Source organism: Pseudomonas sp. PDM22 (assembly GCF_014851965.1).
Lineage (GTDB): Bacteria > Pseudomonadota > Gammaproteobacteria > Pseudomonadales > Pseudomonadaceae > Pseudomonas.
Genome location: NZ_JACVAR010000004.1, coordinates 36,056 through 50,302, shown reverse-complemented (window position 1 = coordinate 50,302; position 14,247 = coordinate 36,056). Strand labels below are relative to the sequence as shown.

12 protein-coding genes are annotated in these 14,247 nt (G+C 66.0%); 7 read left to right on the top strand and 5 right to left on the bottom strand.

The window, feature by feature from the left end; translation table 11 throughout:
- The first annotated feature begins 14 nt into the window (after window positions 1–14).
- Window positions 15–1,334: an NAD(P)/FAD-dependent oxidoreductase gene (locus tag IB255_RS15235; RefSeq protein ID WP_192210539.1), complete on the top strand. Its 1,320-nt coding sequence runs from the start codon at window positions 15–17 to the stop codon at window positions 1,332–1,334.
- A 69-nt stretch (window positions 1,335–1,403) separates the two neighbouring features.
- Complete coding sequence (locus IB255_RS15230) at window positions 1,404–2,957, top strand: phospholipase D family protein (protein ID WP_081515161.1); 1,554 nt, start codon at window positions 1,404–1,406, stop codon at window positions 2,955–2,957.
- Here IB255_RS15230 and IB255_RS15225 read toward each other — a convergent pair.
- Both IB255_RS15225 and IB255_RS15220 read right to left on the bottom strand, forming a co-directional pair.
- Window positions 2,954–4,123 carry an MFS transporter gene (locus IB255_RS15225; protein WP_081515160.1) on the bottom strand — a complete coding sequence of 390 codons (1,170 nt, stop codon included), beginning with the start codon at window positions 4,121–4,123 and terminating at the stop codon, window positions 2,954–2,956. The two genes, IB255_RS15230 and IB255_RS15225, sit on opposite strands and share 4 nt — an antisense overlap.
- Before the next feature lie 314 nt (window positions 4,124–4,437).
- Window positions 4,438–5,931 (bottom strand): aldehyde dehydrogenase, encoded by a 1,494-nt coding sequence (locus tag IB255_RS15220; RefSeq protein ID WP_192210538.1) that lies wholly within the window; start codon window positions 5,929–5,931, stop codon window positions 4,438–4,440.
- Between the two features lie 300 nt (window positions 5,932–6,231).
- On the opposite strand from IB255_RS15220, the gene IB255_RS15215 reads away from it, so the two are divergent.
- Entirely contained in the window at window positions 6,232–6,594 is a 363-nt protein-coding gene (locus IB255_RS15215) for a cupin domain-containing protein (RefSeq protein ID WP_081515159.1), read from the top strand.
- Window positions 6,595–6,721: 127 nt separating this feature from the next.
- Here IB255_RS15215 and rpmG read toward each other — a convergent pair whose 3' ends face one another.
- Both rpmG and rpmB read right to left on the bottom strand, forming a co-directional pair.
- The gene (gene rpmG / locus IB255_RS15210) at window positions 6,722–6,877 is read right to left on the bottom strand and encodes a 50S ribosomal protein L33 (protein WP_017520721.1); all 156 of its coding nucleotides are present in this window, start codon (window positions 6,875–6,877) and stop codon (window positions 6,722–6,724) included.
- A gap of 12 nt (window positions 6,878–6,889) precedes the next feature.
- The gene (gene rpmB, locus IB255_RS15205) at window positions 6,890–7,126 is read right to left on the bottom strand and encodes a 50S ribosomal protein L28 (RefSeq protein ID WP_009614118.1); all 237 of its coding nucleotides are present in this window, start codon (window positions 7,124–7,126) and stop codon (window positions 6,890–6,892) included.
- 366 nt (window positions 7,127–7,492) lie between these two features.
- On the opposite strand from rpmB, the gene IB255_RS15200 reads away from it, so the two are divergent.
- Window positions 7,493–9,064, top strand: coding sequence for an ABC transporter substrate-binding protein (locus IB255_RS15200; RefSeq protein WP_081515158.1), 1,572 nt, complete (start codon window positions 7,493–7,495; stop codon window positions 9,062–9,064).
- 10 nt (window positions 9,065–9,074) lie between these two features.
- Here IB255_RS15200 and radC read toward each other — a convergent pair whose 3' ends face one another.
- Complete coding sequence (gene radC / locus IB255_RS15195; protein ID WP_081515157.1) at window positions 9,075–9,749, bottom strand: RadC family protein; 675 nt, start codon at window positions 9,747–9,749, stop codon at window positions 9,075–9,077.
- 142 nt (window positions 9,750–9,891) lie between these two features.
- Here radC and coaBC point away from each other — a divergent pair, with 142 nt between their 5' ends.
- Genes coaBC through IB255_RS15180 form a run of 3 tightly spaced genes read left to right on the top strand, consistent with a single transcriptional unit; the run spans window position 9,892 to window position 14,228 of the window.
- Entirely contained in the window at window positions 9,892–11,100 is a 1,209-nt protein-coding gene (coaBC, locus tag IB255_RS15190) for a bifunctional phosphopantothenoylcysteine decarboxylase/phosphopantothenate--cysteine ligase CoaBC (RefSeq protein WP_045217692.1), read from the top strand.
- 7 nt (window positions 11,101–11,107) lie between these two features.
- Complete coding sequence (dut, locus tag IB255_RS15185) at window positions 11,108–11,563, top strand: dUTP diphosphatase (protein WP_081515156.1); 456 nt, start codon at window positions 11,108–11,110, stop codon at window positions 11,561–11,563.
- Between the two features lie 40 nt (window positions 11,564–11,603).
- On the top strand, window positions 11,604–14,228 hold the full coding sequence (locus IB255_RS15180) for a phosphomannomutase/phosphoglucomutase (protein ID WP_081515155.1): 2,625 nt from the start codon (window positions 11,604–11,606) through the stop codon (window positions 14,226–14,228).
- Window positions 14,229–14,247 lie beyond the last annotated feature (19 nt).

Here is a 14,247-nt window from a genome sequence, read left to right as displayed (position 1 = left end):
TCAGGATATCGCACATGAACGCCCGCGTTCACCAGCCGGTGCACACCGACCGCCACGCCCCGTCCTACTACGCCGCGAGCGTCAATCGCCGCCTCGAAGTACCGCCCCTGGCGGGCGAGGAAAAGGCCGACGTGTGCATCATCGGCGGTGGTTTCTCCGGGCTGAACACGGCCATCGAACTGGCCGAGCGCGGGCTCTCGGTGATCCTACTGGAAGCGCACCAGATCGGCTGGGGCGCCAGCGGTCGCAACGGCGGCCAGTTGATCCGCGGTGTCGGCCACGGCCTGGAGCAGTTCGAGCCGGCAGTGGGCGCCGCTGGCGTGCACGCCATGAAGCTGATGGGCCTGGAAGCGGTGGAGATCGTCCGCCAGCGTGTCGAAAAATACGCCATCGACTGCGACCTGACCTGGGGCTACTGCGACCTGGCCAACAAGCCCTCGGACGTCGAAGGCTTCCAGGAAGATTTCGACGAGCTGAAAAGCCTCGGCTATCGCCACGAACTGCGCATGATCCCGCAGGATCAGATGCGCTCCATCGTCGGCTCCGACCAGTACGTCGGCGGCATGGTGGACATGGGCTCGGGCCACCTGCACCCGCTCAACCTGGCCCTGGGCGAAGCTGCCGCGGCGCAGAGCCTGGGCGTGAGGCTGTTCGAGAACTCCGCCGTCACCGGCATCGACTACGGCAGCGAAGTACGCGTGCGCACCGCCCAGGGCAGCGTGCGCGCCAAGTCCCTGGTGATCGCCTGCAATGCCTACCAGAACGGCCTGAACCCCTACCTCGACGGCAAGGTTCTGCCCGCCGGCAGCTACGTGATCGCCACCCAACCGCTGTCCGCGGAACAGGCCCGCGCCCTGCTGCCGCAGAACATGGCCGTGTGCGACCAGCGCGTGGCGCTGGACTACTACCGGCTCTCCGCCGACAACCGCCTGCTGTTCGGCGGTGCCTGCCACTACTCCGGGCGCGACCCGGCGGACATCGCCGCCTACATGCGACCGAAGATGCTCAAGGTATTCCCGCACCTGGAAAACGTGCGCATCGACTACCAGTGGGGCGGCATGATCGGCATCGGCGCCAACCGCCTGCCGCAGATCGGCCGCCTGCCCGACCAGCCCAATGTGTATTTCGCCCAGGCCTACGCCGGCCACGGGGTGAACGCCACGCACCTGGCCGGCAAGCTGCTCGCCGAAGCCATCACCGCCCAGCAGGGCAGCGGCTTCGAGCTGTTCGCCAAGGTGCCGCACATCACCTTCCCCGGCGGCAAGCTGCTGCGCTCGCCACTGCTGGCCTTGGGGATGGCCTGGTACCGCTTCAAGGAAACCTTCGGCGGCTGACCGCCTGCGCGATCCACCGGCTAGAATCTTCCGCAGCCCGTCACCGGCGGGCTTGTCGGAGACTCATCCTTGCTTCCACGCCTGTTCCTGCTGATCCTGCTGGCCCTGGGTGGCTGCGCCAGCGCGCCGCCGCCCGAGCCTTCGCACGTGCTGCCGGTGCAGGGCACCCGGCTGGACAACCAGATCAGCGAACAGGCCGCCGCCCATCCCGGGCAATCCGGCTTCCACCTGCTGGCCTCCAGCGTCGACGCCTTCCTCGCCCGCGCCGAGCTGATCCGCAAGGCGCAGCGCAGCCTCGACGTGCAGTACTACATCGTCCACGACGGCCTCACCACCCGCGCGCTGATCCGCGAGCTGCTGCACGCGGCGGACCGCGGCGTGCGCGTGCGCATCCTGATCGACGACACCAGCAGCGACGGCTGGGACTACGAGCTGGGCACGCTCGCCGCCCACCCGAACATCCAGGTGCGCCTGTTCAACCCGCTGCACCTGGGCCGCAGCACCGGCGTCACGCGCAACCTCGGGCGGCTGTTCAACCTCTCCGAACAGCACCGGCGGATGCACAACAAGCTGCTGCTGGCGGACAACAGCGTGGCCATCGTCGGCGGCCGCAACCTGGGCGACGAGTACTTCGACGCCAAGGCCGAGATGAACTTCAGCGACCTCGACCTGATGGGCGTCGGCCCGGTGGCGCAGTCGCTGGGGCAGAGCTTCGACCAGTACTGGAACAGCCGCATCAGCCGGCCCATCGAGGACTACCTGTGGGGTGACCCGGACCTCGACGAGCTCAACCGCATGCGCCGCAAGCTGGACCACTACCTGGCGAAGGAGCGGGTGAAGAGTTCCAGCTACATCGCCCGGCTCAACCGCAACAGCGACCGCCCGCACCTGCAGAACTGGCTGGACGAACTGGTCTGGGCGCCGGGCAAGGCAGTCTGGGACACCCCGCTGAAAGTCCTCGACCACGGCGATCCGAAGGGCGAGTACCTGCTCAGCACCCAGCTGCAGCCGCTGTTCGACGGAGTGTCGAAGGAGCTGATCCTGGTCTCGGCCTACTTCGTACCGACCAGCGCCGGTGTCGACTACCTGACCCAGCGCGCCGACAGCGGCGTCAGCGTGCGCCTGCTGACCAACTCACTGGAGGCGACTGATGTGCCGGCCGTGCACGCCGGCTATGCGCCCTATCGATTGGAGCTGCTGGAGCACGGGGTGAAGCTCTACGAGCTGCGCGCCGATCCGGACCAGCGCCTGTCCGGCGCACCTTGGATGGTGCGCGGGTCTAGCAGCGCCAGCCTGCACAGCAAGGCAGCGGTGTTCGACCAGCGGAAGGTGTTCGTCGGCTCGCTGAACTTCGACCCGCGCTCGGTGCTGTGGAACACCGAGGTCGGCATCATCGTCGACAGCCCGGAACTGGCCGACCAGGTACGCCGCCTGGCGCTGGCGAGCATGTCGCCGAGCGTCAGCTACCAGGTGAAGGTTGCCCCCAACAGTGACCCGCCAAAGCTGGTCTGGATCGAGGAGCGCGGCGGCAAGCTGGTGGCGCTGGACCGCGAACCGGGCAACGCCTGGCGTCGGCTCAACGCATGGATCGCCGGCGCCATCGGGCTGGAGAAGATGCTCTAGGAGCGCTCCTGCTGCAGCTCCGCGTCGGTCGAACGCATCACCGGCGGCAATCCGCGCAGGCTCACCAGGATCACGAAGCCGACCGCCCCCAGCGCCATCACCAGCGGCAGCGCGTGGCCGCTGATCCACTGGCTGGCCGCTCCGGTGGCCAGCGGCCCGATCAGGCAACCGATGCCCCAGAGCTGGGCGATGTGTGAGTTGGCGCGCACCAGCGCATCGTCGCGATAGCGCTCGCCAATAAGGATCAACGATAGGGTGAACAGCCCGCCCGCACTGGCGCCGAACAGCACCAGCACCGGCCAGATGGCGATGTGGTGGAGCAGTGGCGGCATGGCCAGGCTGCTCGCGCACAGTACGATGCCGCAGCCCTTGAACAGCGTCTGCCGCGAGATGCGATCGGCCAGCCAGCCGATGGGCAGCTGCAGCAGCGCATCGCCGACCACCACCGTGCTGACCATCGCCAGCGCTACCGCCTGGGTGAAGCCCTGCTGGATGCCGTAGACCGGCAGCAGGGTGAGGATCATCGCCTCGAAGCCGGCGAACAGCACCACCGCCCAGGCGATCGCCGGGAGCTGGCCGCAGAAGGCGAACAGCCCGCGCCCGTTGGCGCTGTGCGGGTCGACCCTGGGCGCGCCGGCACGGCCGAGCAGCAGCAGGGAGCCGCCCACCAGCAGGCAGACGCTGAACCAGAAGCCGAGGTTGTCGGCGGTGCCTATGAACGTCAGCAGCACCGGGCCGGACAGCTGGCTCAGTGCATAGCCGGTGCCATACAGAGCGACCAGGCGGCCGCGCCATTTCTCGATGGCCAGCTGGTTGATCCAGCTTTCTCCGAGGATGAACACGACAGTCAGTTGCACGCCGATCAGCAGGCGCAGGAACAACCAGATCGGGTAGCTCTGCAACAGCGCCAGCAGGCCGACCGAGAAGGCTCCGGAAAGCAGGCACAGGCGCATCAGCCGTGGCGTGCCGACCCGCGCAGCGAGGCGCCCGGCAATCATCGCGCCCAGCAGCACGCCCACGGCCGGGGTGGACGCCATGACGCCGATGGCGAAGTTGCCATAGCCCCAGCCTTCCAGGCGCAACGAGACCAGCGGCATGGTCAGGCCCAGGGCCAGACCGATGCTGATGACGGCAGCACACACAGCAAAATACGGTCCCCAACGCATTGTCTTTCTCCCGTTCCATCCGGAGCGCACGCCAGGCGCGAGGGGTGCCCGATGCGCAATGCACAGCGGCCGGGCTTCCCTGAGGGAAACCCGGCCGCGGGTGTGGCTCTTTGTCAGAGCCGGCCCCTGACTCGGGGCCGACCTGTACCAGCCTGAATCGCTAAGTTCGCCACGGAGGGCGCGAGCTAGAGCCAGGCAAGGCGAGAACGAATTTTGGTGCGCCACCTACGCTCGTATGAACAACGTCCGTAAATGAGCAGCCAAAATTCGTTCTCAACGCAGCATGGCCGACGCGCAGCCCCTCCGAACCGACCTTAGAGTTTGATCCAGGTGGCTTTTAGCTCGGTGTACTTGTCGAACGCGTGCAGCGACTTGTCGCGGCCGTTGCCGGACTGCTTGAAGCCACCGAACGGAGCGGACATGTCGCCGCCGTCGTACTGGTTCACCCACACGCTGCCGGCACGCAGTGCCTTGGCGGTCAGGTGAGCCTTGGACAGATCGCTGGTCCACACCGCGGCTGCCAGGCCGTACGGGGTGTCGTTGGCGATACGTACGGCTTCTTCGGCATCGGTGAACTCGATCACCGACAGCACCGGGCCGAAGATCTCTTCACGGGCGATGCGCATGGCGTTGGTCACGCCGTCGAAGATGGTCGGCTCGACATAGGTGCCGCCAGTCTCTTCCAGAGTGCGCTTGCCGCCGGCCACCAGCTTGGCGCCGTCGTCGTGGCCAGCCTGGATGTAGCTCAGCACGTTGTTCATCTGGGTGGTGTCGACCAGCGCACCGACGTTGGTTTCCGGGTCCAGCGGGTTGCCCGGCTTCCAGGCCTTGATGGCTTCGACGACCATCGGCACGAACTCGGCCTTGATCGACTTCTCCACCAGCAGGCGCGAGCCGGCGGTGCAGACTTCGCCCTGGTTGAAGGCGATGGCGCTGGCGGCAGCTTCAGCAGCGGCTTTCAGGTCCGGAGCATCGGCGAAGACGATGTTCGGGCTCTTGCCCCCGGCTTCCAGCCAGACGCGCTTCATGTTGGATTCGCCGGCGTAGACCATCAGCTGCTTGGCGATCTTGGTCGAACCGGTGAACACCAGGGTGTCGACGTCCATGTGCAGGGCCAGGGCCTTGCCGACGGTGTGGCCGAAGCCCGGCAGGACGTTGAATACGCCTTTCGGGATGCCGGCCTCGATGGCCAGCTGGGCGATACGGATGCCGGTCAGCGGGGACTTCTCGGAAGGCTTGAGGATCACCGAGTTACCGGTGGACAGCGCCGGGCCGAGTTTCCAGCAGGTCATCAGCAGCGGGAAGTTCCACGGCACGATGGCAGCGACAACGCCGACCGGCTCGCGGGTAACCAGGCCCAGTTCGTTGTGGGCGGTGGCGGCCACTTCGTCGTAGATCTTGTCGATCGCTTCACCGCTCCAGCGCAGGCTGTTGGCGGCGCTGGACACGTCGATGCTCAGCGAGTCGCTGATCGGCTTGCCCATGTCGAGGGTTTCCAGCAGGGCCAGTTCCTCGGCGTTCTCCAGCAGCAGCTCGGAGAAGCGGATCATGACCTTCTTGCGCTTGGCCGGGGCCAGGCGCGACCAGGAGCCGGAATCGAAGGCGGCACGGGCGACCTGCACGGCACTTTCGGCATCGGCCAGGTCGCAGCTGGCGACCTTGGCCAGGAAGCGGCCATCCACGGGGCTGATGCAATCGAAGGTGGCGCCGGATGCGGCGTCGACATATTCACCGTTGACGAAGGCGCGGCCTTCGATCTTCAGGTCCTTGGCGCGAGCTTCCCAATCGGCGCGAGTGAGGGTACCCATGACAACGTGTCCTCTTATTAATGTACTTATCAGGTGCAGGCGCCCGGCGGGCGCGCTGTCAAAAATTCCGCAAGGCGGAGCAAACGCATGCTGTTGGCAACCCTAAACCGGAGGCCGCCAATTTTCAATATTTTTTACACTAAGCGGCCAAATGGCCTTGTCACGTTCGTTTTATTAAACATAGACTGCCCTGATTCGTCGGCTGATGGTTTTCCGACAGCCGCTTCGGAGTAAATATCCAACAGCGCTGCGCGTGCCCGCACGCACTCTCGCCAACAACTCTAAAGAACCGAGACCGCCATGAACGTCGAGCAGATCGTCGATTTCGCCCAGGCCACCACCGCCCCCGAACACTACCGCCCCGCCCCGGACCGCATCATCAAGGGCGACCCGGCGCAGAACGTGCGCAACCACTACGCCAGCGAGTGTGGCCAGTTCAACGTGGGCATCTGGGAAGGCGAGCCGGGCCACTGGAATGTCAGCTACACCGAGCACGAGTACTGCGAGATTCTCCAGGGCGTGTCGGTGATCCGCGACGCCAATGGCGGCGCCAAGACCGTGCGCGTCGGCGACCGCTTCGTCATTCCGGCCGGCTTCAGCGGCACCTGGGAAGTGCTGGAGCCCTGCCGCAAGGTCTACGTGATCTTCGAACAGAAGGCCTGACCCGCCGAACACGAAAAAGCCCGCCGATCGGCGGGCTTTTTTTCGCCCGCAATCTTCGCCAGGGAAAATCGCAGGCAAGAAAAAACCCGCCACGAGGGGCGGGTTTCTTCACAAGGGCGAAGATCAATTACTTGATCTTGGCTTCCTTGTAGATCACGTGCTTGCGAACAACCGGATCGTACTTCTTGATCTCGATTTTCTCAGGCTTGGTACGCTTGTTCTTGTCGGTGGTGTAGAAGTGGCCGGTACCGGCGCTGGACACCAAACGGATCAGTTCGCGCATGACTGCAGCTCCTTAGAATTTTTCGCCGCGGGCGCGCAGGTCGTTCAGAACGGCCTCGATGCCACGCTTGTCGATGATACGCATGCCTTTGGCGGAAACGCGCAGACGCACGAAGCGCTTCTCGGATTCAACCCAGAAACGGTGGTGCTGCAGGTTCGGCAGGAAACGGCGGCGGGTTTTGTTGTGTGCGTGGGAAATGTTGTTCCCGGTAACCGGACCCTTACCGGTCACTTGGCAAACTCTCGACATGGCTCAGCCCTCTGTAAACCACATGCCAAACCCGGCATGGGTTGGCTGCTTAACTCAATAGGATTCTCAGTTTCACCGGGGTCTTAACTGCCGCTTCGCCGCGATCGAGTCGCAGGATCAGAGCAGGGCCCCAGAAAAGAGCGCAGCTTTATATCAGAAAGACACTTCCAGCTGCAAGGGAAAGCATGACTCGAAAAAGCCGATGCCAGCCCCCGCGGGCCGCGGCACTGGTGCCGTTCGTCGCCTGTCATCGTTGTGACGGGCGGCGGCTTGGTCTAGGGTAGCTCCTTCGAGGCTGCCAACAGCCTTGCATGACCCCGCCCAGCCTCGCGGATGGGCATCTTGCCAGCTCACACGGAGTTCGTCATGCGTCTTGCCCTTCTTGCCCTCCTTCTTTCCCCTGCCCTCGCCAGCGCCGCCTCGCTGAGCGTGTGCACCGAAGCCAGCCCCGAAGGCTTCGACGTGGTCCAGTACAACTCGCTGACCACCACCAACGCCTCGGCCGACGTGCTGATGAACCGCCTGGTGGACTTCGACGCCGCCCGCGGCGAAGTGGTGCCGAGCCTGGCCGAAAGCTGGAAAGTCTCCGACGATGGCCTGACCTACGACTTCCAGCTGCGCGACGGCGTGGCCTTCCACCACACCGACTACTTCAAGCCGAGCCGCGCACTGGGCGCCGACGACGTGGTGTTCAGCTTCCAGCGCATGCTCGACCCGGCCCAACCCTGGCACAAGGTCGCGCAGAGCGGCTTCCCCCACGCCCAGTCGATGCAGCTGCCAAGCCTGGTCAAGGCCGTGGAGAAGGTCGATGAGCACCACGTGCGTTTCAGCCTCAACCACCCGGACGCCACCTTCCTGGCGATGCTCAGCATGGGCTTCGCCTCCATCTACTCCGCCGAGTACGCCGACCATCTGATGAAGGCCGGTACCCCGGAGAAGCTCAACGCCCAGCCGATCGGCACCGGTCCCTTCGTCTTCAAGCGCTTCCAGAAAGACGCCGTGGTGCGCTATGTCGCCAACGCCGAGTACTTCGGCGGCAAGCCGGCTGTGGATAACCTGGTGTTCGCCATCACCCCGGACGCCAGCGTGCGCCTGCAGAAGCTCAAGCGCGGCGAATGCCAGATCGCCCTGTCGCCCAAGCCGCTGGACGTCGAGGCGGCGCAGAAGAGCGCCGAACTCAAGGTCGAACAGACCCCGGCCTTCATGACCGCCTTCGTCGGCATCAACAGCCAGCACCCGCCGCTGGACAATCCCAAGGTGCGCCAGGCGATCAACCTCGCTTTCGACAAGGGCAGCTACCTGAAGAGCGTGTTCGCCGGCAGCGCCACCGCCGCCGACGGCGTCTACCCGCCCAACACCTGGAGCTATGCCAAGGACATCCCCGGCTACCCGCGCGACCTGGACAAGGCCCGCGCGCTGCTGGCCGAGGCCGGGCACAAGGAAGGCTTCAAGACCACCATCTGGACCCGCCCCTCCGGCAGCCTGCTCAATCCCAACCCCAGCGTCGGCGCACAGCTGCTGCAGGCGGACCTGGCGCAGATCGGCATCCAGGCCGAAATCCGCGTGATCGAATGGGGCGAGCTGATCCGCCGCGCCAAGGCCGGCGAGCATGACCTGCTGTTCATGGGCTGGGCCGGCGACAACGGCGACCCGGACAACTTCCTCACCCCGCAATTCTCCTGCGCCAGCGTGAAATCCGGGCTGAATTTCGCGCGCTACTGCGACGAGAAGCTCGACGGCCTGATCAGCCAGGGCAAGGCGGTGGCCGACCAGGCCAAGCGCAGCGAGCTGTATCACCAGGCGCAGCAGATCATCCACGACCAGGCGCTGTGGCTGCCGCTGGCGCACCCGACTGCCTCGGCGCTGACCCGCCAGAACGTGAAGGGCTACGTAGTGAACCCCTTCGGTCGCCAGGACTATTCGAAGGTGCAGCTGTAGCGCAGCGGAGCTAGAGCATCCCCAGCTCGGCCATGGATTGCGGCTCGCCGTCACCGACGATGAAGTGATCGAGCACCCGCACATCGATCAGCGCCAGCGCCTGGACGATGCGACGGGTCAGCAGGTCGTCGGACTGGCTCGGTTCGGCGATCCCGGAGGGGTGGTTGTGCGCCAGGATCAGCGCGGCAGCGTTGTGCGCCAGGGCGCGCTTGACGATCTGCCGGGGGTAGACGCTGGCGCTGTCGATGGAGCCGCGGAACAGCACCTCGAAGTCCAGCATGCGGTGGCGGTTGTCCATGAACAGGCAGGCGAACACCTCGTGGGGTTCGTGGCGCAGGCGTGCCTTGAGGAAGTCGCGCACCGCCTGCGGGCTTTCCAGGGCGGGGCCACGATCCATGTCCTCGGCCAGGTGCCGGCGGCTCATCTCCAGCACCGCCTGGAGCTGGGTGAACTTGGCCGGCCCCAGCCCGCGATGGCTGCAGAACGCCTCGAGATCGGCTTCCAGCAGCGCGCGCAGGCTGCCGAACTCGACCAGCAGCCGGCGCGCGAGGTCCACGGCACTGCAACCGGTGACACCGGTGCGCAGGAAGATGGCCAGCAATTCGGCATCGCTGAGGCTCGCCGCCCCCTGTTCCAGCAAGCGTTCACGGGGCCGCTCCGACACAGGCCAATCGAGAATTCTCACGCAACCTCCCAGGTCTGGTCCGCCCGCTGTTCCGGCGCAGGCGCTGTGCTATCTTAGCCCCCTCGCTGCGCGCAGCCGGAGGCCTGGGGAGGCGTCATCGGCTTCAGCGCGCGTCATCCATTTCCGTATTTAAGGCTGGCCTATGCAGCGGCTCTATCGTAAACGCATCGTTCTGGGCGTCGGTGGCGGTATCGCCGCCTACAAGAGCGCCGAACTGGTCCGCCGGTTGCGCGACCAGGGCGCCGAGGTGCGTGTCGTGATGACCCAGGGCGGCCGCGAGTTCATCACCCCGCTCACCCTCCAGGCCCTGTCCGGGCACCCGGTGCACCTGGACCTGCTCGACCCCGCCGCCGAAGCAGCCATGGGGCATATCGAGCTGGCCCGCTGGGCCGATCTGGTGCTGATCGCCCCCGCCACCGCCGACCTCATGGCGCGTCTGGCCCAGGGCGTGGCCAACGACCTGCTGACCACCCTGGTGCTCGCCACCGACGCGCAGGTCGCACTGGCGCCGGCGATGAACCAGGCCATGTGGCGCGACCCGGCCACCCAGGTGAATGCCGAGCTGCTGCGCTCGCGCGGCCTGCACTTCTTCGGCCCCGCCGCCGGCAGCCAGGCCTGCGGCGACGTCGGTCCGGGACGCATGCTCGAGGCCGAAGAGCTGGCGCAACTGGCCGCCGACTGCTTCGAGTTCAAGGCCCTGACCGGCCAGCACATCCTGATCACCGCAGGGCCGACCCAGGAAAACATCGACCCGGTGCGTTACATCACCAACCACAGCTCCGGGAAGATGGGCTTCGCCCTGGCCGAAGCGGCCGCCGAAGCCGGCGCCCGCGTGACCCTGGTGACCGGCCCGGTGCACCTGCCGACCCCGGACCGCGTGAGCCGCGTCGACGTGGTCAGCGCCCGCGACATGCTCGCCGCCTGCGAAGCCGCGATGCCGGCGGACATCCTGATCGCCTCCGCCGCCGTGGCCGACTACCGCCCGGAACTGGTCGCCACGCAGAAACTCAAGAAAGACCCCACCACCGGTGACGGCCTGCTCTTGCAGCTGGTGCGCAATCCCGACATTCTCGCCACCCTCTCGCTGCGCGAGGACCGGCCCTTCAGCGTCGGTTTCGCCGCGGAGACCGAGAACCTGCTCGAGTACGCCTCGCGCAAGCTCAAGGACAAGAATCTCGACCTGATCGTCGCCAATGACGTCGCAAATCCGTCCATCGGCTTCAATAGTGAAGAGAACGCCATCACGGTCATCGACCGCGAATTGCACAAGACTGCGTTCGCCCAGACCAGCAAGGGCAAGATCGCCCGCCAGCTGATCGCCTTCATCGCCGAACGCATCAATCAACACTGAGAACTCAATGCATTCCCTGCAAGCCAAGATCCTCGATCCCCGCCTGGGCAGCGACTTCCCGCTGCCGCAGTACGCAACTCCCGGTTCCGCCGGCCTCGACCTGCGCGCCATGCTCAAGGAGGACTGCGTCCTCGAACCGGGCCAGACCGTACTGATCCCCACCGGCCTGTCCATTTACGTCGCCGATCCGGGCCTGGCTGCGCTGATCCTTCCGCGCTCGGGCCTGGGCCACAAGCACGGCATCGTGCTGGGCAACCTGGTCGGCCTGATCGACTCGGATTACCAGGGCGAGCTGATGGTCTCCTGCTGGAACCGCGGCCAGACGGCTTTCAAGATCGCCATTGGCGAACGCATCGCCCAGCTGGTGCTGGTGCCGGTGGTGCAGGCGCACTTCGAGCTGGTCGAGTCCTTCGACGAGAGCCAGCGCGGCGCCGGCGGCTTCGGTCACTCCGGCAGCCATTGACCCCTTTCCCTTTCAGGATGAATCGCCGAGGAGACGTTGCATGAAACTTTTCCAACGCACTGCCAAGGACAGCGCCGAACTGCCGGAACTCGTGCCGGCGGAGAAGCCAGTCAAGGGGCCGGCGGCCAAGGTCGACCTCAAACCGCTGCTGCCCTCCCTGGCCCTTACCGTCGGCGGTGTAGCGGCGGCCGGCGCGTTGCTCTGGTTCAGCCTGTTCGGCCAGGCGGACAAGGCCCACGTCGCGCAGGTCAGCAGCGCCTGGTCGGAAAGCCAGGCCGGCGCGCTGCGCCAGTCACTCAGCCTGCTGGCCGCGGACAGCCGCGCCATGGCGAGCGACTCGCAGTTGCTGCCGACCCTGCAGAGCAATGACCCGGCGCGCATCGCCGCGCTGGAAAAGGCACTCACCCAGGGGCATCTTGATGGACTGGTGGATGTCCACCTGAACGCCAGCGGGCAGGCCGTGCAGGACACCTCCCGCCCCGGCCCGCTCAACTATGCCGCGCTGGACATGCTGCACCGCGTCGAGAGCGGCCAGGCCGTGGCACCGGAAGCCTACAAGGTCGGCACCCGCTGGCTGGTCTACAGCCCCACCGCGCTGCGCGGTGCGGACAACTCGATCCAGGGTTCGCTGCTGCTGGTCGTCGACCTGCAGCGCCTGCTCGGCAGCCTGCCGCCGATGTCCGCCGATATCGGCCAGTTGCAGCTTTCCCAGCAGTTCGGCAACTCGCCGGCGCAGGTACTGCTGCAGCGCGGCCAAGCCAGTGAAGTTGCGCCGCTCAGCATCGCCAGCGGCAACCCGAACTGGAAGCTGAGCTTCACCCCCGGCCCGACCCTCACCAATCCGCTGTACTCTCCGACCCTGCTGGGCATCGCTGCGCTGCTCGCGCTGGTGGGCGGCCTGCTCGGCCTCTATCTTGCGCAAAGTGCGATGCAGCGCCGGGTCAGCAAAGATGCCCAGGGCCTGGGGCAGTTCATTCAGGAACTCGCCGGCCAACGCACTGCCAAAGCTCCTGAGCTGAGCCTGCCGAGCCTGCAGGCGCTGGCTCAGGCGCTGGCCCGCCAGCCGCGTCGCAAGACCGAAACACCCAGTGCCAGCGCTCCCGCCGCGCCTGCAGCCGCCGCCCAGCCGGTTCCGGCTGTCGCCGCTGCCAGCGCCCCGGCCGCTGCCACTGAAACGCCATTGGTCGATCCGCTGTTCCAGAACACCGACATTCTGGACATCGACATTCTTGATGAAGACCAGGATCTCCTGGGATTGGAGCAAACACCCGCTATGAGCACGCCTAAAGCCCCGCAGCTGCCCGCCAGCATCTTCCGCGCCTACGACATCCGTGGCGTGGTCGGCGACACCCTGACCACCGAGACCGCCTACTGGGTCGGCCGTGCGATCGGTTCCGAAAGCCTTGCGCGCGGCGAGCCGTGCGTCTCCGTGGGCCGTGACGGCCGCCTGTCCGGCCCCGAACTGGTCCAGCACCTCATCCAGGGTCTGCTCGACTGCGGCTGCCAGGTCACCGACGTCGGCATGGTGCCGACTCCGGTCCTGTACTACGCGGCCAACGTCCTGGAAGGCAAGTCGGGCGTGATGCTCACTGGCAGCCACAACCCGCCGGACTACAACGGCTTCAAGATCGTCGTCGCCGGCGAGACCCTGGCCAACGAGCAGATCCAGGCCCTGCGCGAACGCATCCAGAATGGCGACCTCGCCTCCGGCGTGGGCAGCGTGCAGCAGGTCGACATCCTGCCGCGTTACTTCCAGCAGATCCGCGACGACATCGCCCTGGCCAAGCCGCTGAAAGTGGTGGTGGACTGTGGCAACGGCGTGGCCGGCGTAATCGCCCCGCAGTTGATCGAAGCCCTGGGCTGCACCGTGATTCCGCTGTATTGCGATGTCGACGGCACCTTCCCCAACCACCACCCGGACCCGGGCAAGCCCGAGAACCTGGAAGACCTGATCGCCAAGGTGAAAGAGACCGGCGCCGACCTGGGCCTGGCCTTCGACGGCGACGGCGACCGCGTGGGCGTGGTGACCAACGAAGGCACCATCATCTACCCCGACCGCCTGCTGATGCTGTTCGCCAAGGACGTGGTATCGCGCAACCCGGGCGCCGACATCATCTTCGACGTCAAATGCACCCGTCGCCTGATCTCGCTGATCAGCGGCTACGGCGGTCGCCCGGTGATGTGGAAGACCGGCCACTCGCTGATCAAGAAGAAGATGAAGGAAACCGGCGCCCTGCTCGCCGGCGAGATGAGCGGCCACATCTTCTTCAAGGAACGCTGGTACGGCTTCGACGACGGCATCTACAGCGCCGCGCGCCTGCTGGAAATCATCAGCCTGGACAAGCGCGATGCCGAACGCGTGTTCTCCGCGTTCCCGATGGACATCTCCACCCCGGAAATCAACATCACCGTCACCGACGAGGGCAAGTTCGCCCTGATCGAGGCGCTGCAGGCCCGTGGCCAGTGGGGTGAAGCCAACCTCACCACCCTCGACGGCGTGCGTGTGGATTACCCCAAAGGCTGGGGCCTGGTTCGCGCGTCCAACACCACTCCGGTGCTGGTCCTGCGCTTCGAGGCGGATTCCCAGGAAGAACTGGAACGCATCAAGGAAGTGTTCCGCACCCAGCTGAAAGCGGTCGATCCCGCCCTCAGCCTGCCCTTTTGACCTCTATGCCGGAGCCCAC

What these genes read in the sequence shown, in the direction of transcription:
- rpmB (WP_009614118.1), bottom strand. Translation starts at nt 7,126, where the DNA reads ATGTCGAGAGTTTGCCAAGTGACCGGTAAGGGTCCGGTTACCGGGAAC.
- IB255_RS15235 (WP_192210539.1), top strand. Translation starts at nt 15, where the DNA reads ATGAACGCCCGCGTTCACCAGCCGGTGCACACCGACCGCCACGCCCCG.
- rpmG (WP_017520721.1), bottom strand. Translation starts at nt 6,877, where the DNA reads ATGCGCGAACTGATCCGTTTGGTGTCCAGCGCCGGTACCGGCCACTTC.
- coaBC (WP_045217692.1), top strand. Translation starts at nt 9,892, where the DNA reads ATGCAGCGGCTCTATCGTAAACGCATCGTTCTGGGCGTCGGTGGCGGT.
- IB255_RS15180 (WP_081515155.1), top strand. Translation starts at nt 11,604, where the DNA reads ATGAAACTTTTCCAACGCACTGCCAAGGACAGCGCCGAACTGCCGGAA.
- dut (WP_081515156.1), top strand. Translation starts at nt 11,108, where the DNA reads ATGCATTCCCTGCAAGCCAAGATCCTCGATCCCCGCCTGGGCAGCGAC.
- IB255_RS15215 (WP_081515159.1), top strand. Translation starts at nt 6,232, where the DNA reads ATGAACGTCGAGCAGATCGTCGATTTCGCCCAGGCCACCACCGCCCCC.
- IB255_RS15200 (WP_081515158.1), top strand. Translation starts at nt 7,493, where the DNA reads ATGCGTCTTGCCCTTCTTGCCCTCCTTCTTTCCCCTGCCCTCGCCAGC.
- IB255_RS15225 (WP_081515160.1), bottom strand. Translation starts at nt 4,123, where the DNA reads ATGCGTTGGGGACCGTATTTTGCTGTGTGTGCTGCCGTCATCAGCATC.
- IB255_RS15220 (WP_192210538.1), bottom strand. Translation starts at nt 5,931, where the DNA reads ATGGGTACCCTCACTCGCGCCGATTGGGAAGCTCGCGCCAAGGACCTG.